Raw genomic sequence first — 19,926 nt, 5'->3', positions numbered from 1 at the left:
CCCGAAAAAAACAAGATAATAGGGTATTAATATGAATAAGCTTTTTATATTCACTACTTTAACAGCCGCTGTTTTATTAACAGGTTGTGATAAGTTCAAACCGAAAGATAAAGTTGAAGAAACTGATGCAGCAGTGGTTGCGGAATGGAGTTGTACCAATCAGGACAACCTTAATAATATTCAGGCTGCGTTAAAGAAAGCATATTTGAAACAAATCGAGCGTAGTTTGCGTGACAGTGAATATCAGGCGGACTATACAATTTTAGATACCATTAATAAAGGTTTAAAGTTCGAAATTAAAAATGTGCGTACATTAGATGCCAGTGAAACTGAACAGACATCTAAGACGTTATTAAGTTGTGAAAGTCAGTTGGTGGTTTCTTTTCCTCAAGGTTTACAGAAGCGTGCAGAGAATGCCTACCTAGAGGAACAAAAATATCAACACGATGGTGAAGATGAAGACCCAAGAACCTATACCTTAAGTGATTATTTCTCAGATGGCGATTATCCATTAACGCTCGAAAATGATCAGTTACGTGGTGAGTTTTCTTATAATTTGACCAAGACTGATAAAGATGGCTTGGTTTTCAATATTCCAGATCAAAATTCTGTGATCGATGGCGTGGTCTTTATGGCGACCAAAGCTGTGCAATATGTCGCTTACTTGAAACAAAATCGTTTAATGGAACAGAGCAGCGAACAGGCACAAAAAGAATATGATGCAGAGTCTTCTGCTCAAATGGACTTGGCGCAAAAAGCGATGGATATTCGCAAGAAAGAGCTAGATGCTGAGAAGTCAAAACAGGTTGAGCGTTTAAATCAAACTTGGGATAAATTCAGTCCAGAACAAAAGGCACAATTGCAACAAGATCAAGCAGATTGGTTTGAAAAGCGTGATGTTGACTGTAAGGTGTTGTCACAGAAAAATGTATATGACATCCCTGAAAAAGATCGTGAGACTTACCAGAAACAATCCAGCTATTGGAATGATGCAATGCGTAAGCAAGACCAAGAGATGCAGTACACTAAATGCTTTACGCAACGTACTATTGAGCGCATTGTCTATCTGAATAATGTCAATTAAGTGATCAGTAAAGAAAAGGACGAATTGATTCGTCCTTTTTTTATTGGCATGCTTAAGCCGTCATGATGAATAGATAGAAATTATGCGTATTACATTGATTGGTGCAGGCCGTGTGGCGACACATTTAGCCAAGGTGTTGCAGTTACAGCATCAAATTGTTCAGATCTTCAGCCGAGATTTACAACGCGCAGAAACACTTGCAGATCAGGTTAATGCACAAGCAATTACTGAGCTTCAACAGCTTGATCCGCAAACCGATTTAGTGATTATTGCGGTGAGTGATCAAGCAATTTCGAGTGTCATTCAAGCGATTACTCAATATTTGCCAGACAATCTCATCGTTCATACTTCAGGTAGTACAGACTTAGCGATACTTGAACAGAAACATCCGCGAGCTGGGGTTTTATATCCACTGCAGACCTTTAGTTTTGAAAGAGCAGTGAACTGGTCTGAAACCCCTTTGTTTGTCGAAGCAGTTCAAGCACAAGACTTAACATTATTAACTGATTTGGCAAACAGTTTAAGCCAACATGTTTATCAATATAGTTCAACACAACGTTTAACTTTACATTTAGCTGCAGTGTTTGCTTGCAATTTTAGTAATTACTGTTATGACATGGCTAAGCAAGTGGTCGATGCTGAGCAGGTTGATTTTAGTTTGTTATATCCTTTGATTCTAGAGACTGCAAATAAAGCGACGACTAATAATCCCAAGGAAATGCAAACAGGCCCTGCGATGCGAGGTGACCAAAATATATTAAATATGCATCGCCAATTATTAGTAGATTCCAATCGAACTGACCTACAGGATATATATCGTTTAATGAGTGAATCCATTTTAAAACGACATCATTAAACAGGGTTAACAATAATGATACAAAATAGACAAATTAGTCTATTTTGTATAATATACCTAAAATTTTATTTAATATTTTATAAAAAGATGCTGGCTAATATATTTCAAGCTTTAGAAAGTCTCGGTCTTACAGCACAAAAACGTGCGATTCATATTCAATTTTCTAATCAAAATTTAAATTCGCAGGTTTTTCTGCAACGTATTGATGGTCAGCATCAACTCAATGATGGATTTAAGGCAGAATTGATTTGCCTATCGACTAATGCGACGATTCCACTGAAACAATTTATTGGTAGCCAAGTGGCAATTGATAGCGTCACTGATCAAGGCCAGTTGACCCGTGTTACAGGCATTATCACCCAAGCCTTACAAGGACAATCCGACGGTAGCTTAACCTTATATAAGCTGACTTTAGAAGATCCAACCGCACTGTGGAAACAACGCCGTAACAGCCGCGTGTTTATGAACAAGAGCGTACGCGATGTGGTGGAAGTTGTCTTTAAAGAATGGCAACAAAAGAGTCCACTCTTTGCATCAAGCTTAAGTTTAGATTTAAGTGGACTCAGTCAAGACTATGATGTCCGTCCATTCATTATGCAGTCCAATGAAAGTGACTATGATTTTCTCACCCGTCTCATGCGTAGCGAAGGGATTAACTGGCTCATCGACGAAGCTGAGCACACAGTTCCTCTCAGCAGTGCCGCGATTCAGCCACAAAAGCTCCGTTTGATTGATGATAATAGCCAGTACCAAGCGCTCGATCGCAGACATATTCGCTATCACCGTAGCAGTGCCACTGAACAATACGACAGCATGACCAGCCTAGTTGGACAACGCTCATTGCAACCGAGTGCGGTCCATGTACAACGCTGGCAAGCAGATGCCTTAGAACAAGAAGATGGTGCAGGTAGTGTACAAAGCACACATACACACAGTGATCAACATGACAATGCCAGTCTAGGACTAGAGCAGGCATGGCACTTTTCACCTGCATGGATGCAAGATTTAAATGGTGAAGATGGAGCAACCCAATCGGGCAATGCACAGATCGAAAAATTGAATCAGAGCTTGGGTCAATACTATGACTTACAATCAAAGCAGTTCGTTGCCAATACCACCGTGCGCGATACCCATGTCGGTTACTGGTTTGAATTAGCCGAACATCCTGAAATTGATCAACATGATGGTGCCGACAAAGAGTTTCTAATTACAGGCAAAAACTTCTATAACCAAAATAATTTGCCTAAAGATCTACATCAACAGATCAACCAACTATTGGCCCAAAGCAACTGGCAACCGACTCAATCTAATAATGAAGAACGCCAAGCAAATCAACTGACGCTGCAACGTCGTAGCATCAAAACCGTACCCGAATACAATCCATTACAACACCGTCCAGCCGCTTCACCACAACGTGCCAAAGTGGTTGGGCCAAGCGGTGAAGAAATACATGTGGATGAATGGGGGCGGATTAAAGTTCGTTTCCTGTTTACCCGTAATGATGATCACAGCCATGATGGTGGTGCAGGGGCCAATGACAATGACACTGATTCTGCTTGGGTGGATGTACTGACACCTTGGGCAGGTGAAGGCTATGGCGCACGCTTCTTGCCACGTATTGATGAAATCGTAGTGATCGACTTCTTTGATGGCAATATCGATCGTCCTTTTGTAGTGGGACGTATCCATGAAGCCCATCGCAGCCCAACCAAGTTCGACAATGCAGGTAAGCTGCCAGACACTAAAAAACTGGCAGGGATCAAATCGAAAGAATATCAGGGTGAAGGCTATAACCAACTCCGCTTTGATGACACCACGGGACAGATCAGCGCCCAACTGCAAAGCAGTCATGCAGCCAGCCAACTCAACTTAGGTAAACTCAGTCATCCGAAAGACAAAGCAGAGAGCGAAGACCGTGGTGAAGGTTTTGAACTACGCACTGATCAATGGGGTGCTGTGCGAGCAGGTGAAGGGTTACTCCTATCTACGCATAAACAGGATCAGGCCCAAGGTGAACATCTGGATGCTCAACCTGCCAAGCAACAGCTCGAAGGTAATCAAAACAATGCCAAGGCACTGAGTGAAGTGGCCAAGAATCAGCAGACTGATGAAATTGAATCATTGGATCAGCTAAAAGCTTTTGCTGATGAAATTGAAGCTGATATTGCTAAGTTTAACAAGGCAATGTTGCTATTAAGTTCACCAGCAGGCATTGGTCTGAGCACCAATGAAGATATTCATTTATCTGCTGATGGGCAAATTAACCAGTTTGCAGGCGACAGTATCAATCTAAGTACGCAAAAGAATCTGGTGGCGCATGTCAGTGGTAAAGTCAGCCTGTTTGCCTCTCAAAATGGAATCAAGCAAGTTGCTGCCAAAGGTAAGTATGAAGCCCATGCCCAGTCGGATGGAATGGATTTACTTGCCAAGCAAGGCATTCAGATTATTTCGACTGAAGATCGTATTGAGATCACCAGTTCGAAAGAGATTGTGATTACTGCGGGCGGGTCTCAGATCAAGCTGGATGGTTCAGGGATTTTCCCAACCACAGGTGGCAAGTTTGAGGTGAAAGCGGGGCAGCATTTGTTTATGGGGGGAGCGAAGGTCGATATGCAACCTATTGCATTAAAACAGTTGGAATGTGATCTGCGGGCAACAGAGGCATCTGCAAAAGGCTCACCTGTAATAGCAATGGATTAAGTTATGGAAAATAAAAAATTTTTAATAGAAAAAATATCGACTTCTGAAGATATTATTTTTAAAGCAAATTATATATTTTTTGATCCTTTACTGTGGATGGATGCACATTATATTCTTAAGCAACTTGGTGTGAAATATGAGCTAATTGGGTCTAACTTATTTGAAAATGAAAGTATGACACCTACTTTGGTTGATCTTAATTTGATTGATGAGACGTTGAGAAGACGATTGTGGGAGGAAATAGGTTCATATTTTTATGTCGATGCATTTAGTCAATTTGACCAAATGAGTATGTTTCAGAACTATATTCTTTCTAAGAAAAATATTTATGAGATGAAAGACTTTTTAGCCAAAATGATGAAAGTAACAATTCAAAAAAAGAATTTTTTATTCCGAATGTTTGATTCCAGAGCGATGATTCACTTTCATTTATTATTTAATTTTTACAATAACGAAGCAACAAGCCAAATTGAAAAATTTCAATTATGGCAAGACTATATAGATGAATGGACGATATCTATAGCTGGACAATACTTTACTTTGAGCTTTCCAAATCACTTTTCTGACCAGTTATATCCTAAGAAATTTAGTTTTGATGACATGATGCAGATTACTGAAAAATTAAGAGTATTAATGACACCCAATATGGATGTTGTAGAGGGAGAATTAGGTTCTACTTTGCCATTTGAAGAACTGTTGCATCGTGAATATAAAAATATTTTGGGAGAAAAATAAATGACGGTTTCTAATTGTAAACGTTGTCAGAAAGAAGGTTTACCTTTATTTATCAGTCGTTTTTCTGTAGGTAGAGGGAGTGCAATTCGTTCGCCTATCGCTACACCAGCAGGTTACCCTGAATTACCCGCAAGTAGTTGTTATTACACGCTTAGAAATTTACGTTCAGGTTATTTATATATTTACGATAGTTTAGATAATAGTATCAAAGCCTATAGTTTAACTTCTGGGGGCTTAGCAACGTTAATTAATGCAAGTGAAGCACAAGCGACAACTGAAGCATTTAAAGAACAACACACTGCATGTATGCAACAAGGACAGAAATTTGCCAATGCTGCTTTAATTACTGTTCCAAGACCAACCGTTGCGCGATCAATATTTATTAGCTATTCCGAATATAAGTGGACACAGGCGGTACTGAATGCGCATAAGGGAGCTTCTGCTGCAGCAGTTGAAAAGCGTAGGCATATGACTGAAGTTAAGATTGGAGGAAATACTGCGAGTAGTCTACCTATACAACGTCTACAAAACAGTGTTAATGAGTATAGTTTAACCAATGCTCAGGGGCAGCAGTCTTTTGCATGGTCGACTCGCGGTTTTTTGGAATTAAAAGGCAGTACACCAAAAATTATTAATGAAGCAAATCGGTTAGCGCCGGGAAAAGGATTGGTGATTGCGATCAATGATCCCGTTGCTTTAATGAGTGATATTAGTGCTTTGCTAGATGAGCTTGGTCGAATTTGGCAACAGGCACATCGGCATCCTTTGACGGTTTATGGGGAGATTGAAAGTTTAAAAACAGCTGTACAAATGGATGCTGCTAATAATGCTGCTTTAAATTTTGACCAAGCACGTTCTGCAATTACAGAGGAAACAACCGAGCAAATATTTGTTCCTGCATTGGGAAGCTATATTGATACGCCAACGATTGCAGTAACAGGATACCGTAATAAAGAGGATTTACCTCCTTTGACCCCGCAACAGCTACAGCAATTACGCAATAGAATAAGTGCCAGTCAGCAGAGTGCTTGGGCAAGATATCAGCGAGAATTTAGTAGTCCAACAGCACCAGATAATTGGAAAAAGGATTTTGATGCAAAAGCAGTTGATTATCAGAAAAGATTTATTGAGCCTTTAGCGAAAGCACATCTCGCGTGGTTTAAGAGTAATACGTTGTTTTACTATATGCGAGCGAACTTTGATAGTAGCTTGATCCAGTCAGGCATGGAATATTCAACGACGGTCATGGCTTTGGTAGGTAATACTCAGATGCTCCCTGAAAATTTCACTTATTATTGCCAATTGTTAAAAGGCGATATTAAGCATGCAGCTAATTATCTTTGTCGTGGGCTTCTCTTTAATCAGCAAGCAGCTTTGAATCACGTTCAAAGTAAATTGGCTGATTTTGATTTTATGTCAGGTTCAACTAAACATGCTTGGTCGGGGCTTATTTTTGGTGTAACACAATCCATTGACTTGGCTATAGTGGGACGAGCAACAATACTCGAAGGTTTTGTCAAGGCCATTAGTGCTCCTGTTTCGCAAGTGATCAAAGAAGCTGTAGATGGGGCAAGCGCAGCTTATAAAGTACCTTTGTTGCTTGGAGCGCATTATCAAAGACCTGTAGTTCGTGTAGAGGTCAATGGAACGAAATTAGAATATGCCAAGTTTATTACACAGGAAATTTTAAAGGCTTCGGGTAAGAAAGTTAATTCAGATGATTTAAAACGTGCGGTTAAACTACAACTTTTGCAACTCGAGGCTGCTGGTGTGGTCGATTTAAAGAGCCGGAATCGCAGTGCATTTGCTTTGGTCGTGGATATTAATGAACTGAATAACGTTAATTATAACACCCCGAACAGCCAACGAGCACCTGCGATGGCTTCAAGTATTCGTAGTGCTCAGGATGTTAGTGAATTACGTTTTAAAGACTATAGTAAAGCGGTAAGTACCAACAAAAAAATGTCATTTGGTGCAGGACTTTTTGCCTCATCATTACAATGTTTAGCAATTTTCAGTATGTATCAAGACATGATGAAAGCAACACCAACACAATTATTGGAAACCTCGACTAAGTTTGTAGCAGGTATCGTGGCTGGTATTGCAAGTGTGTTGGATGTTATGGAAAGACGGTTTGAAGCAGTGATGAAGACAGCTTTGGATCAGGCGACAAAAGCAAAAAATGGTTGGAGGGTTAAGGTTTGTGGATTCCTGAAAACTCGAGGTCTCGTTGCTGCTGCTCTTGTCTTTGCCGTATGGGATGGCGTTAATGCTTATAAAGCATTTCAGAAAGGTAATAGTACTTTAGGATGGCTCTCTGTTTCTTCGGCGGGTCTTGGATTAATTACTACAGGATTATTTATTTATGGTGGTTTAATTGCCACAGGTGTGGGTATTGTCTTAGTAATTGCGATGATTGCTGTAGCATTTGCAATTAATTACTTCAGTAGTAATGAGTTACAGGATTGGATTAGACAAGGTTATTTTGGCAAGAAAAAAGCAAATTGGTCTTTAAGTACTGAACTACAAAAACAGCAAGAAGCATTAACAGCGTTGGCATCGTCATAAAGTTAGGAAATTTAAGATGAGTGATTGGGTAGGTTTATTTGGAAATTATGAAACGGTGGGGAAACAGCTCAAACTGCATAAAACTGAAATCTTAAATAGAAGGCAATCTGAGAGTAAAACTCTCTCCCCACATCGTGCTGTAGTTCAAATTAATAGTACTTATTTGGAGCTAATTGATCGCTGGAATTATCAACGAGGATTTATAACTATTTTAAGTATAGTTACCATGATAATTTCATTTGGCTTTTTATATCTAATTATTTATTTTGGTTTTTTTGATTCTTCTCCGAATACCAGTGCAGGCAATACAATAATGGGAATAATATTTCTTATTCTCTTTTTAGGAATTCTTTGGGGGAGTTGGCATTTTTTTCGTAGAGAATGTTTTAGCTACACTCACTATCCCATTCGTTTTAACAGAGAGTTAAAAAAAGTTTATGTAATTCAGCCAGATAAAAAAATATTGGTTGCCAATTGGGAGGATTTTCATATCGGTTTGCAACAGTATAGCCGTAGTGGCTGGGATATAAGATTTTCTTTGCTAGACGATCAAGAAAAGGTGACTCAAACTTTTGCTTTACCATATACGGGTTTTAGTCAGTATAGTTCTGAGTTATTAGAACACTGGGAGTTCGTTCGTCGCTATATGGAAGATGATACAGCTCAAGCTAGCTATGATGCGGTTACAGAAGTTTTTCCAATACATCAACGCAAAGAAACCTTAAAAAAAAGTTTCGAGCGTGTGATGATTGCAACAACAGGTGGTGATCAACCTATAAATAGAACTCAACGATTAATATTTTGGGCAACTTTTCCATTTAGATTCATTGAAATTGTTGGCCGTACTCTGTCTATAAAAACGAGTAAAATTCCAAAGTTTCCAGACTGGGTCGAGCAAGAATGCCAAATCGAAGCCAATGATCCTTATAATTTTGAACAGTATCCGAAACCTAAGCTACAAAGTGAACCGATCAAGCCATTTGAATATGTGATTTATATAGTACTGCTACTTATTTCTATCATCATCTTTCTTGGATTTATTGATCTATTGTCATTGGCTAAAGGTGAAAACTCAGGACTGTTAAAAGCTCTATTCTTTTGGTGGTAAGTGTGCCTGTTTGGCACATTTAGCCTTTATATTTTATTTTGACTTATTGATGATTCATCACAGGAATGTTTCCCTACTCTGATGATCAGAATTGCTTTAGCAGCACTAGCATCGTCATAAAGTTAGGAAATTAAATATGAGCGATTGGGTCGGTTTATTTATTAACTATGAAACGGTGAGTAAAAAGCTTAAATCGCATAAAACTGAAACTTTAAATAGAAGACAATCTGAAAGTGAAAAACTAAAACCACATCGAACAGTGATTCAGATTAATAGTACCTATTTAGAGTTAATTGATCGCTGGAATTTTTGGATAGGATTAATCTCTATAGCAAGTTTATGTTTTATAGCCATTATGGCTGTTGGTATAGGTGGACTATTTTATTATGGGTTTTATAATCCATCGTATAGTACGAGTATGGGACAAAATATAATAGATGTCTTTTTTATTTCAGTATTTTGGGGCTTGATTTTTATACTTTTTCGCATGCTGAAACGTGAATGTTTTAGTTATACCCATTATCCTATTCGCTTTAACAGAAAACTAAAAAAAGTCTATGTGATTCAGCCAGATAAAAAAACTATTGGTTGCAAATTGGGAGGATTTTCACATAGGTTTACAACAATACAGTCGTAGAGGTTGGGATGTAAGGTTTTCTTTACTAGATGAACAGGAAAAAGTGTCGGAAACTTTTGCTTTACCTTATACAGGCCATAGTCAATATGATTCTTTTTTATTAGCACATTGGGAGTTTTTGCGTCGTTATATGGAAGATGATTCAGCAAAAGCAAGCTATGCTGCAGTCCAAGAAGTTTTTTCTATCCATAATCGTAAGGAGTACTTCAGAGAGACTGTAGAACGTGTGATGATTGCAGCTACAGGTAGTGATCAACCTGTAAATAGAACACAACGATTGATATTTTGGGGACTTTTTCCAATATCATTTATTTTTCTAGTTGGGCGTATGCTATCTATTAAAACTAGTAAGATTCCAAAATTTCCAGATTGGGTAGAACAAGAATGTCAAATCGAAGCCAATGACCCTTATGACTTTGAACAGTATCCGAAACCTAAGCTACAAAGTGAACCGATCAAGCCCTTTGAATATGTTGTTTATACAATTTTATTCTTAATTTCCATCGTGCTTGGAGCAGGTTTTATTGATTTGTTGTCATTATTTAAAGGTGAAAACTTAGGACTGTTAACAGCTCTATTCTTTTGGTGTTAAGTGTGCTAATAGAAATACTTTAATTCTGAAGTTATTAACACTGTTTATAAATATGACAACTTATTGATATATGAACTGATGAAAGTTATCTACGGTAACGTTCAAAAACTCCAATGTGTTGATGCAATTGTTGGACAACTACCTCAGCTGAGATCACAAGCAACGGCAACAGCTTTAGTATTAATGTTTGCTGAATCTGGAGGAATGAGTGCAACAGCGATTTGAGCTGGAGTGAATGGATTTTCAGGTTATTATATTCATTTCTATATTGAGTTTTATTCCGTATTTACAGGTGTCTTTTTTCAAGAAAGAGAGGATGTCTATGTGGTTTATGATGTTTATAATTATACATTCAGCCACTTGTTGATCTGAAAATCAAAGAATAATAACTATAATAAACCTTAAAGTGAATATCTTGTTTTAAGGATTATTATTTTAAATTAGGCTGGCGCAGGATTTTTAAAGGTGCTTTTAATGTCGATAAAAATATCAGAATTTGATTATCAGTATTTTGTGAAAAACCATTTTGTATTGAACTTCGCTCTAGGTGTACTTGCTTTTCTGAGTTTTATTACAATTTTTGATTTAAGTACGTATTTTATAAAATTTTTATTTATTTCTTCTTGTCTACTTTATTTCTTTTTTTGTATTTTTCTGTATAGACGTGCTAAGGCTAAACCTGATGCATTTTTATATGCGCAGCATTGTTTGCTTGGGGGATATTTGACCTCTTTCTCTTTTCTGTTGGTCACGCTTTCAGTTTCACTGAATGTTGGTGAAATATATTTTTTGAGCTATATCGTACTTTATATCTTATTTAATATCCTTATTCGATTTGAAATGAGTGCTATGCTAGTTAGCAAGCAATATCTAAATGAGTTTAATAAAGGTCTTAACAAAAAAGAGGAAGTTGATTTATATGGTTTTATATTTTTATTGACTAGGTATGAGTGTAAGATAAATGGGTGGTTGATATTTTTCGGATTTATTTTAATTCAAATGGTCTGGATTGCTGTTCTGAAAGAGATATTAAAAATTTCAGCTCCTTATGAATTCTATATCATGCCAGGTATTTTTTTCTTTATCTCCAGTTTTACCTTATACAATATAGGCTTAAAGATGTATTTACCTTATAGTGTTCTGAAAGAGGAAGTGCAATAGAAGCATTATTTAAATTTGAATCTAATAAAAAAGCCACTAAAAATGAGTGGCTTCCTTTGATAACTAAATCAGCTTATTTAATTTTCTTAAAGATAAAATCATTAATCTTATGACCAGATTCCAGACCACGACGCTCAAATTTAGTCACTGGACGCCATTCTGGGCGAGGGTAGCTATTGCCTTTACCTGCCAAGTTTTCCATATCTGGACGGTTATCTAGGATATCAAGCATCCACTCTGCATACGGTTCCCAGTCAGTTGCTGAGTGGAAAGTACCACCCAACTCAAGCTTTTGTTCAACCAGTTGCATACGCTCATGAATCACAAAACGACGTTTAAAGTGACGTTTTTTCTGCCACGGATCTGGGAAATAAAGCTGTACACAGTTAATGCTGTTATCTGGCATTTCACGTAATACTTGAATTGCATCAGCATCCAGTACAAACAGGTTCTTTAAGCCCGCCATACCGGCTTCATAAACACACTGTGCAATACCAGGTACGTGCACTTCGATACCGACAAAGTTACGTTCAGGATTGGCTTTTGCCATTAATACCAAAGAACGCCCCATACCAAAACCGATTTCAACCGTTAATGGGCGTTCAGGATGTTCAAAGTGCTGGCGTAAATCACCAACAGGGTATTCCAAAATTAAATCACGATAATCTTCTAAAGCAGTACGTTGTGAAGTATTGAGCGGAGCTGAACGACGCATAAACGTCACAATTTCACGGTGCTCAGGCAAATTGTCGAGTTCCGTAATTTGCGTTTCTAACTGATCGTTTGACATGATTCTGGAGATATAAATATAGAAATGCCGTATTTTAAGTGTTCAGGTGGTCAAGTCAAACTTTAAGTGATTTTATTTAGTCAGTCATTTTTGAAGTTGCTTAAAATTTGTCAAAAAAGCTTCATGTAGCTGTCACAGAAATTGCATAGCCTAATTACAATTTTAACACTAAGTAAAAAACCATGAACAATTTTAAATACCATTCGATTGCCATTTGCCTAGGTTTATTAGGCGCCTCTTCAATCTTTTCTGCTGCACATGCACAATTGATGTTTAGCCAATATGTCGATGGCAGCAGCAATAAAAAGGGACTGGAAATCTATAACCCCGACGCCACAACAGTGAATTTAGCTGATTATGAAATCCAGCAGTTTAATAATGGTGGCACAGTTAAAACCGCGGCTTTTCCTTTACAAGGTAGCTTGGCCAGTAAACAAAAATTCCTGATTGGTCGTTCTGAATTACAGGCGCAATTGGGGGATAAAGTTAATCAAGTAGCGGGATTATCTTTTAATGGCGACGATGCTATTGTGTTGCTTTATCGTGGTACGCCAGTAGATCGTTTTGGTCGTATTGGTGAACGTCCAACGGCAGGTTGGGGCACAACGGTATTCAGTACTGCGAATAGCTTTAAACGCATCCAAACAGATAATCCTGTAGTGAGTGTTGACCCAACCAGTCCATTTGACCTCGACCAATCTTGGCAGGCATGGACAGATCGAAATGATTTTTCGAATTTAAGCGGTTCAACCACCACACCGCCTGTTGATGCCGTCAGCTGTAGCAGTAGTGATACACCGATTGCCAGTTTAGCCGAGTCGACTCAGAATCAAAATTATACCATTCGTGGTGTAATCACAGCGGATTATCGCTATAGCAATGGTTTCTCAGGTTTCTATGTGCAAACACCTGATAGCAAAGCCACGCCAAATGTCAGTAATGCGATTTTTGTTTATATTCCTGCAAGCAGTGCAGTCAAAGGTGGACAAATTGGTGATGAAGTCATCCTGCGTGGTCGTTTAACCAGTTATCAAAACCAACTTCAATTGGATCAGTTACAACAGGATATTAAAACCTGTAACCAGAACATGGCATCGCTGATCCAACCACTAGATTTAAACTTGCCATTTAGCAGTTTGACCGATACAGCTGGTAACTCTCCAAAACGTTATCAAGGGATGTTGGTGAAATTACCGCAAATGTTGACGGTAAGCGAAAACTATAATTTTGGTCGTTATGGTGAACTTTCTCTAAGCCTTGGTCGCTTATTCATTCCAACCAATCTTTATCCTGCACTTTCAAATGAAGCCAAGGCTTTAGCGCAACAAAATCTACTTTCTAAGATTATCTTTGATGATGGTTATAACAATCAAAACCGTGCTCCGTGGCTGCCACAAAACTTTAGTGCTTTAAATACGTTGCGCTCGGGATATCAGTTAAAGAACGCACAGGGTATTTTGGAATATCGTTTTAATGCTTGGCGTGTACAACCTATTGCAGGTGCAAACTTGCCAGAAGTAGTGAGCACCACCAATCCGCGTACAACGATTACGACTAAACAAAGCAAACATATTCGTGCTGCGGCATTTAACGTGCTGAACTATGACAATGGCAAGAATGGCTTCCCAACCGAACGTGGTGCCAACAGTCAGGCTGAATTTGATAAGCAACATGCCAAAATCGTCAATGCATTAAAATCAATCGATGCAGATGTGTATGGTTTGATGGAGATTGCCAATAATGGTTATGGCAGTGATAGTGCAGTTGCTAACTTGACTAAGGCTTTAGGACCAGACTGGAAATATGTGATTCCTGAAGGGCTGAATCAGCTCGGTACAGATGTGATTGCAGTTGCGATTATCTATAATAGCAAACGTGTTCAGCCAGTGAATAAACCTGCGGTGTTGGATTTGGGGGATAAAAGCCGTTCTACTATTGCGCAATCCTTCAAGCCTGTACAGGGCGGACAAATCTTTACAGTGATTCCAAATCATCTTAAATCGAAGAGCTGTCGCGGTGTCGATGAAAACTCTCTCGATGCAGATCAACGTGATGGGCAGGGCTGTTGGAACCCAACCCGAGTTAAGGCGGTTGAGCAACTTACCCAATGGATTGCCAAGAATCCAACCCAAGTGAAGAATCCGAATATCTTGCTGTTAGGCGATATGAATAGTTATGCCAAAGAAGATCCAATCCTCAGCTTTGAGAAAGCTAACTACAAAGTATTGCTGAATGATAGCAAAGTGGGTGAGGGCAATCAGGCTTATAGCTATGTGTTTGGTGTCGCCAGCGATGCAGATGGTTATGGCGGTGCAGGTAACCTTGATCATGCCATTGCCGATGCCAACCTATATAAGCGTGTGATCAAAACTTTTGCATGGCATATCAATGCCGATGAGCCAACGGTATTGGACTATAACGAAGAATATAAAACCGATGAGCAAAAAGCCCTATTCTTCTCGGCAGATGCTTATCGTTCTTCAGATCATGATCCTGTGATTGTAGATTTGGATATGAAAAGCTCGGATTCTCAACTTGAACCACATAATCCGAAGAATATCATTGTTGAATTTTTAAACTCATTATTTGAATGGTTAGGCAAGCTTTTTGGTCGAGCGTAATCTGATTTCCGTGACATTGTTTGGTTTGTTTTTTCATAAATTAATCAATCGTCACGGAATATAACTTGCAAGGCAGAAAAAAATTCATTAATAGTAGTGGTGTAGATGTTCTTAGCATGAAAGCTATTATAAATTTTGGTTATTTCTGTTCTCGAGTTTCGTAGGAACGTTCTAGGGCAAAAGTTGTTAGATAACAAGGATCAATTATGAAGTTGTATTATTCACCTGGTGCATGCTCATTGGCAGCCCATATTATTTTAAATGAAATAAACGTAGATTTTGATTTAGAACGAGTTGATCTAAAAACACATAAAACTTCAAAAGGTGCAGATTATTACGAGATTAATCCAAAAGGTTATGTCCCTGCTTTGGAAATTAATCCAGGTTTGATTTTAACTGAGAATGTGGCAATTTTACCGTTTTTGGCACAGCATGATCCTAAACAGGATTTGATTCCACCATCAGGAATGGGGCGTGCTAAAGTCCTAGAGTGGTTAGGCTACTTGAATTCAGAATTGCATGATGCTTATTCAGTATTCTTTGGCGGGAAGCTCACTGATGATGAGAAAACCAAAGCCTATGCGGAAGTTGATCGTTTGCTTAAGTATATCGACAATTATTTAGCTGAATCGGATTGTGATTATTTGGTCGATGATAATTTTGGCCCTGCGGATGCGTATTTATTCGTGCTCACCAACTGGTCAAACCATATCGAACATGACTTAACACCTTATATCAATGTGATTGCATTACGCAATAAAGTGGCGGAACGTCAATCTGTGCAAATTGCGATGCGTGATGAAGGTTTATTAAGTTAATCCAGACAAATAAAAAAGCCTCTGTTTACAGAGGCTTTTTTATTTCAACTCAATTATTGTTGCGCTTTTTCTTTCACATCAGCAGCAGTTGATTCTACAGCACCAGCAACTTTAGCCGTTGCATCACGTGCAGCAGCTTCAGTTTTAGCAGCAGCTTCAGCAGTTGCAGTCGCAGTGTGATCAGCAGCAGCATCAATTTGATCACCCGCTGTATCTACCGCAGTTGCAACATTGTTCGCAGCAGTATCAGCAGCATTTTGAACATCAGCACCAGCTTGGCTAGCGGCATGTTCTAAATGTTCACCCGTGGTTGCGCCTGTTTCAGGTGCTTTATCTTTATTACAGCCTACAAGCGCAACAGTGGCAGCAAGACCTAATGCAACAAGTAATTTATTCATTGTTTATTTCCTTTTCTTTGTGGCATCCAATAGGATATGGATACCGAAAATATAAACATAAACTTGATGAATAATAAAGTTGAAAATTTGTTGATAACTTGTAAAAACACGCACTTACATCGGAAAATGTAAGTGCGTGCACATGTTCTGAGTAGACTTATACGCCCGAACGGATCATATAATCAAAGGCAGACAGTGATGCTTTGGCACCTTCACCTGTGGCAATGATGATTTGCTTATAAGGCACGGTAGTACAGTCACCCGCAGCAAATACACCTTTGACATTGGTTTCGTTGCGATCATTAATCACGATCTCACCACGATTACTCAATTCAACCGCACTGTTCTTTAAGAAATCCGTGTTTGGTAATAAACCAATCTGTACGAAGATCCCTGCAAGTTCAACACTATGCTCTACATCAGTAGCACGATCTTTGTATTTCAATGCCGTTACCTGAGCACCATCACCAACCACTTCTGTACTGAGTGCATTCAAGATGACCGTGGTATTTGGCAAGCTATTTAATTTGTCTTGCAACACTTGGTCAGCGCGCAGTTTGGTATCAAACTCAACCAAAGTCACATGCTCTACAATCCCTGCAAGATCAATCGCTGCTTCGACACCTGAGTTACCACCACCAATCACCGCAACACGTTTGCCTTTGAATAATGGACCATCACAGTGTGGGCAGTAAGCCACACCACGGGTACGGTATTCAGCTTCACCTGGTACATTCATTTCTCTCCAACGTGCACCTGTAGACAGGATGATCGTTTTCGATTCAAGTTTGGCACCATTTTCCAGTTCAACTTCAACCAGACCATTGGCCGTTTGATCTGCACCTGTAATCTTGCTGACACGTTGCAAGTTCATGATGTCGACACCGTATTCACGGACATGGGCTTCCATGTCTTGAGCGAACTGAGGACCCACGGTTTTTTGAACAGTAGTGAAGTTCTCAATATCCATGGTATCCATCACCTGACCACCAAAGCGTTCAGCCACAATACCCGTTTTGATGCCCTTACGTGCTGCGTAAATCGCTGCTGTACCACCCGCAGGACCACCGCCAATCACCAATACATCAAATGCATCTTTGGCATTGATTGCTGCTGCATCTTTCTCAGCTGAATTGCTATCCAACTTGGCAACGATTTCTTCCAAAGTCATACGACCTTGACCAATGTGCTGGTTGTCTTGGAACACCATTGGTACAGCCAAGATTTTGCGTTCTTCGACTTCGTCTTGGAAGAAAGCACCATCAATCATAGTTGCCGTGGTATTTGGATTGTTAATCGCAATCAAGTTAAGTGCTTGAACCACATCTGGACAGTTATGGCAGCTCAACGAGACAAACACATCAAAGTTCGCGCTTAAGTTTAAACCTTTGATCTGAGTGAGTACTTCATCAGACACTTTAGGGGCATAACCCGACACTTGCAATAATGCCAAGATCAAAGAAGTAAACTCATGTCCCATCGGCAAGCCAGCAAAGAACACACGTGGTTGTTCACCTGCTTTGGCTACACCGAAACTAGGACGGCGAGCGTTTGAACCGTCAAAACGCGCCGTAACCTGGTCAGAAAGTTCTGCAATTTCAGTCACGAGTTCTTTGATTTTTGCAGCTTTGTCGGAGTCATCTAAAGCAGCAACCAACTCGATTGGACTTTCTAAACGTTCTAAGTAAGCTTTTAATTGAGTTTTAATATTTTGATCTAACATGTATTACTCCAAATTCTAAGACGTTCAAATCGGCTAAATTCATTCAATGAGGCTATAGTACGCAAAAGTACTGAATAGGTAAAACAGTATGTTTTTATGAGTTTGATCGGTTTTTTGAATTTTTGATTGTGTTGGTAGTTTTATAAACATATCTTTCATAAAAAATTTGAGTACAATCAAAGTTGTTATATAACTGCAATCATTTCGTGGCATAAATAAAGGGTAAGTAATATGACATTACAACGTGGTATCTATCAGCACTATAAAGGTCAGCTATATCAAGTGTTTAATGTTGCAAGACATAGCGAAACTGAAGAAGAGCTGGTGGTCTATCAATGTTTATACGGTGATTATTCGATGTGGGTACGTCCATTGACGATGTTTATCGAAACCGTTCAACTTGACGATGGTCAAATTTTGCCACGTTTTAAACTGATACAAACGACCTAAAATCAATGCGCTTTTAATTTAAGCACTTGAGGGATCAGACATGACCAGCACAGTATTTTTACAACGTATCTCTGATTTATATGATGAGTTTAAACAACATGATGCTCGACAGTCTGATCGCTTAAGGCGCTACCGAAATATTGAAGCGGAATCCGCAAAGCTACTTGCGATGTTGGTTCGTACTCAACAATCAAAACGGATTTTAGAAATAGGTACCTCTACAGGCTATTCGACGCTTTGGCTGGCGGAAGCTGCGAAAGTCGTGGGAGCGAAGGTACATACTCTAGAAATCAATGCATTTCGCAGTGCGCAAGCAAAAAAATATGCGGAAGAATTTGGCTTGGAATCTTTTATTGATTTTTGGGTGGGGGATGCTGCCGATTATTTGGCCCAAGCGACTGAACCTTATGATCTGATTCTATTGGATGCCGAGCGTGGTAGTTATGTGAGCTACTGGAAAGACTTAAAGCGTTTATTGCAGTCTTCGGGAAGTACCTTAATTGTTGATAATGTGATTTCTCATGCAGCAGAGGTCAAGGAATTTCTCGAACTGATTAAAGATGATGAAGATTACATGAGTACCATTCTGCCGATTGGTGCGGGTTTATGTATGGTGGTGTTGAAGTGAATTTATTTTACTTTGATGGTGTAGTCGATATGCTTGAGGGCTACAGCCAATCACTTTATTAAATGCACGGGTGAAATTGGCAGGATTAGAATAACCCAGCTCATAGGCAATATGGGTAATGGTAAAGCTAGAATTTTCTAATAACTCAATGGCTCGCTCAGTACTGATCTGCTGCTTTAAAGTTTGAAATTCAACACCTTGTTGCTGTAAATAGCGTTGCAAGGTTTTGGTCGAAATGTTTAAAACTTTGGCACATTCCATGAGGGTTGGGACTTGATTAGCTTGTCGTAACATCATGCTGACCCATTCAACAATTTCTCCTTGATGATAGATCTTCTGGATTTGTTCCTGACAGCGTTGTTCAACTATTTTTAAACTATGTGCATCCGCCAAAGGTAAGGGGAGTGCTAATTGCTGCTGATCAATCACCACGCGGATACCTGAAAGCCAAGTATAGTTAAAGTGGAAATTGGCTTTTACTAAGGCTAAATAACGTTCTTGATAGCTTGGCTCTGGAACACTCAAATATACTTGGTAGCGTTGTAATTGCTGACCTGCTAATTCTAACAGGCTGTAGTAAAACGCCACCGCAATCGCTTCAATATGAAAGGCCAAACATTGCTTATTCATCTGCAAAATTGGTTCAAATAATAGTTCAACTTTTTGTGAGCCTGTTGGAAACTGAATGCTGAGCTTAAAACTTGGCATAATCAGTCTAAAATATTGTGCAATTAACCTAAGTGCATGTTCCAGATTAGGACTGGTCATGAGTGCATAGCCGACGAGACTATGTGAGCTGAGCTTGATATTTTTGCCTAGTTCAAAGGCCAAATCTTGAGTATTGGGCAGACTTAAACCAATCTCAATGAATTGTTCAATTTGCTGAATCGATAATAATTCTGTTTTTGCCAGTTCTTGCTGCACAGCCATCAACAAATCATTATCGTATTGATGCGTACCGATTAAAATTTCAATCAGTCGTAAATAATAACGTGATGGAATAACAGGGATCTGTTGCTTTTGCACAAGAAAAACTCAGTAAAGTCTTAAAATGATA

At 39.0% G+C, this 19,926-nt stretch carries 18 protein-coding genes; 14 read left to right on the top strand and 4 right to left on the bottom strand.

Going from position 1 to position 19,926, the window contains the following annotated elements:
- The first annotated feature begins 31 nt into the window (after positions 1-31).
- The 10 genes from GBI66_RS04675 to GBI66_RS04630 all read left to right on the top strand — a co-directional run bounded on the left by GBI66_RS04675 (position 32) and on the right by GBI66_RS04630 (position 11,441).
- Positions 32-1,084, top strand: a complete 1,053-nt coding sequence (locus tag GBI66_RS04675; protein ID WP_151715321.1) for a DUF1311 domain-containing protein — start codon at positions 32-34, stop codon at positions 1,082-1,084.
- An 82-nt stretch (positions 1,085-1,166) separates the two neighbouring features.
- Complete coding sequence (locus tag GBI66_RS04670) at positions 1,167-1,940, top strand: Rossmann-like and DUF2520 domain-containing protein (RefSeq protein ID WP_151715320.1); 774 nt, start codon at positions 1,167-1,169, stop codon at positions 1,938-1,940.
- 87 nt (positions 1,941-2,027) lie between these two features.
- Complete coding sequence (locus GBI66_RS04665) at positions 2,028-4,640, top strand: type VI secretion system Vgr family protein (RefSeq protein ID WP_151715319.1); 2,613 nt, start codon at positions 2,028-2,030, stop codon at positions 4,638-4,640.
- 3 nt (positions 4,641-4,643) lie between these two features.
- Positions 4,644-5,375, top strand: a complete 732-nt coding sequence (locus GBI66_RS04660) for a hypothetical protein (RefSeq protein WP_151715318.1) — start codon at positions 4,644-4,646, stop codon at positions 5,373-5,375.
- Positions 5,376-7,943: a T6SS effector BTH_I2691 family protein gene (locus tag GBI66_RS04655; protein WP_151715317.1), complete on the top strand. Its 2,568-nt coding sequence runs from the start codon at positions 5,376-5,378 to the stop codon at positions 7,941-7,943.
- Between the two features lie 16 nt (positions 7,944-7,959).
- On the top strand, positions 7,960-9,051 hold the full coding sequence (locus GBI66_RS04650) for a DUF6708 domain-containing protein (protein WP_151715316.1): 1,092 nt from the start codon (positions 7,960-7,962) through the stop codon (positions 9,049-9,051).
- A gap of 136 nt (positions 9,052-9,187) precedes the next feature.
- Entirely contained in the window at positions 9,188-9,688 is a 501-nt protein-coding gene (locus GBI66_RS04645; RefSeq protein ID WP_151715315.1) for a DUF6708 domain-containing protein, read from the top strand.
- The gene (locus tag GBI66_RS04640; RefSeq protein ID WP_373885777.1) at positions 9,636-10,280 is read left to right on the top strand and encodes a DUF6708 domain-containing protein; all 645 of its coding nucleotides are present in this window, start codon (positions 9,636-9,638) and stop codon (positions 10,278-10,280) included. Before GBI66_RS04645 ends, GBI66_RS04640 begins: the two co-directional genes overlap by 53 nt.
- Positions 10,281-10,358: 78 nt before the next feature.
- Complete coding sequence (locus GBI66_RS19715) at positions 10,359-10,505, top strand: hypothetical protein (protein WP_228267283.1); 147 nt, start codon at positions 10,359-10,361, stop codon at positions 10,503-10,505.
- Between the two features lie 249 nt (positions 10,506-10,754).
- Complete coding sequence (locus tag GBI66_RS04630; protein ID WP_151715313.1) at positions 10,755-11,441, top strand: hypothetical protein; 687 nt, start codon at positions 10,755-10,757, stop codon at positions 11,439-11,441.
- 73 nt (positions 11,442-11,514) lie between these two features.
- On the opposite strand, the gene trmB is transcribed toward GBI66_RS04630, so the two are convergent.
- Positions 11,515-12,231, bottom strand: coding sequence for a tRNA (guanosine(46)-N7)-methyltransferase TrmB (gene trmB / locus GBI66_RS04625; RefSeq protein ID WP_004654068.1), 717 nt, complete (start codon positions 12,229-12,231; stop codon positions 11,515-11,517).
- A 182-nt stretch (positions 12,232-12,413) separates the two neighbouring features.
- On the opposite strand from trmB, the gene GBI66_RS04620 reads away from it, so the two are divergent.
- Both GBI66_RS04620 and GBI66_RS04615 read left to right on the top strand, forming a co-directional pair.
- Entirely contained in the window at positions 12,414-14,852 is a 2,439-nt protein-coding gene (locus tag GBI66_RS04620) for an ExeM/NucH family extracellular endonuclease (RefSeq protein WP_151715312.1), read from the top strand.
- 206 nt (positions 14,853-15,058) lie between these two features.
- Positions 15,059-15,670: a glutathione binding-like protein gene (locus tag GBI66_RS04615; protein ID WP_005153867.1), complete on the top strand. Its 612-nt coding sequence runs from the start codon at positions 15,059-15,061 to the stop codon at positions 15,668-15,670.
- A gap of 53 nt (positions 15,671-15,723) precedes the next feature.
- Here GBI66_RS04615 and GBI66_RS04610 read toward each other — a convergent pair whose 3' ends face one another.
- Both GBI66_RS04610 and ahpF read right to left on the bottom strand, forming a co-directional pair.
- Positions 15,724-16,068: a hypothetical protein gene (locus GBI66_RS04610; protein ID WP_005187627.1), complete on the bottom strand. Its 345-nt coding sequence runs from the start codon at positions 16,066-16,068 to the stop codon at positions 15,724-15,726.
- Between the two features lie 157 nt (positions 16,069-16,225).
- Complete coding sequence (ahpF, locus tag GBI66_RS04605) at positions 16,226-17,791, bottom strand: alkyl hydroperoxide reductase subunit F (RefSeq protein WP_005294957.1); 1,566 nt, start codon at positions 17,789-17,791, stop codon at positions 16,226-16,228.
- 231 nt (positions 17,792-18,022) lie between these two features.
- Between ahpF and GBI66_RS04600 the strand changes: the two genes are divergently transcribed.
- Together GBI66_RS04600 and GBI66_RS04595 are read left to right on the top strand one after the other, a co-directional pair.
- Positions 18,023-18,241, top strand: a complete 219-nt coding sequence (locus GBI66_RS04600; RefSeq protein ID WP_005187629.1) for a DUF1653 domain-containing protein — start codon at positions 18,023-18,025, stop codon at positions 18,239-18,241.
- Positions 18,242-18,281: 40 nt separating this feature from the next.
- On the top strand, positions 18,282-18,869 hold the full coding sequence (locus GBI66_RS04595; RefSeq protein ID WP_151715311.1) for an O-methyltransferase: 588 nt from the start codon (positions 18,282-18,284) through the stop codon (positions 18,867-18,869).
- Here GBI66_RS04595 and GBI66_RS04590 read toward each other — a convergent pair.
- Positions 18,846-19,895, bottom strand: coding sequence for an AraC family transcriptional regulator (locus GBI66_RS04590; protein WP_151715310.1), 1,050 nt, complete (start codon positions 19,893-19,895; stop codon positions 18,846-18,848). The genes GBI66_RS04595 and GBI66_RS04590 overlap by 24 nt on opposite strands.
- Between the last annotated feature and the right edge of the window lie 31 nt (positions 19,896-19,926).

It is taken from the genome of Acinetobacter sp. TUM15071 (genome assembly GCF_008980925.1).
GTDB classification, from domain to species: domain Bacteria; phylum Pseudomonadota; class Gammaproteobacteria; order Pseudomonadales; family Moraxellaceae; genus Acinetobacter; species Acinetobacter dispersus.
The sequence above is the reverse complement of the archived record's forward strand: the minus strand, read 5'-3'. Positions and strand labels throughout refer to the sequence as shown.

Excerpts from the sequence above, each read along its gene's own strand:
- ahpF (WP_005294957.1), bottom strand. The coding sequence starts at position 17,791 with ATGTTAGATCAAAATATTAAAACTCAATTAAAAGCTTACTTAGAACGT.
- GBI66_RS04610 (WP_005187627.1), bottom strand. The coding sequence starts at position 16,068 with ATGAATAAATTACTTGTTGCATTAGGTCTTGCTGCCACTGTTGCGCTT.
- GBI66_RS04620 (WP_151715312.1), top strand. The coding sequence starts at position 12,414 with ATGAACAATTTTAAATACCATTCGATTGCCATTTGCCTAGGTTTATTA.
- GBI66_RS04600 (WP_005187629.1), top strand. The coding sequence starts at position 18,023 with ATGACATTACAACGTGGTATCTATCAGCACTATAAAGGTCAGCTATAT.
- GBI66_RS04645 (WP_151715315.1), top strand. The coding sequence starts at position 9,188 with ATGAGCGATTGGGTCGGTTTATTTATTAACTATGAAACGGTGAGTAAA.
- GBI66_RS04665 (WP_151715319.1), top strand. The coding sequence starts at position 2,028 with ATGCTGGCTAATATATTTCAAGCTTTAGAAAGTCTCGGTCTTACAGCA.
- GBI66_RS04630 (WP_151715313.1), top strand. The coding sequence starts at position 10,755 with ATGTCGATAAAAATATCAGAATTTGATTATCAGTATTTTGTGAAAAAC.
- GBI66_RS04615 (WP_005153867.1), top strand. The coding sequence starts at position 15,059 with ATGAAGTTGTATTATTCACCTGGTGCATGCTCATTGGCAGCCCATATT.
- GBI66_RS19715 (WP_228267283.1), top strand. The coding sequence starts at position 10,359 with ATGAAAGTTATCTACGGTAACGTTCAAAAACTCCAATGTGTTGATGCA.
- GBI66_RS04650 (WP_151715316.1), top strand. The coding sequence starts at position 7,960 with ATGAGTGATTGGGTAGGTTTATTTGGAAATTATGAAACGGTGGGGAAA.
- GBI66_RS04655 (WP_151715317.1), top strand. The coding sequence starts at position 5,376 with ATGACGGTTTCTAATTGTAAACGTTGTCAGAAAGAAGGTTTACCTTTA.
- GBI66_RS04660 (WP_151715318.1), top strand. The coding sequence starts at position 4,644 with ATGGAAAATAAAAAATTTTTAATAGAAAAAATATCGACTTCTGAAGAT.
- GBI66_RS04595 (WP_151715311.1), top strand. The coding sequence starts at position 18,282 with ATGACCAGCACAGTATTTTTACAACGTATCTCTGATTTATATGATGAG.
- GBI66_RS04670 (WP_151715320.1), top strand. The coding sequence starts at position 1,167 with ATGCGTATTACATTGATTGGTGCAGGCCGTGTGGCGACACATTTAGCC.
- trmB (WP_004654068.1), bottom strand. The coding sequence starts at position 12,231 with ATGTCAAACGATCAGTTAGAAACGCAAATTACGGAACTCGACAATTTG.
- GBI66_RS04675 (WP_151715321.1), top strand. The coding sequence starts at position 32 with ATGAATAAGCTTTTTATATTCACTACTTTAACAGCCGCTGTTTTATTA.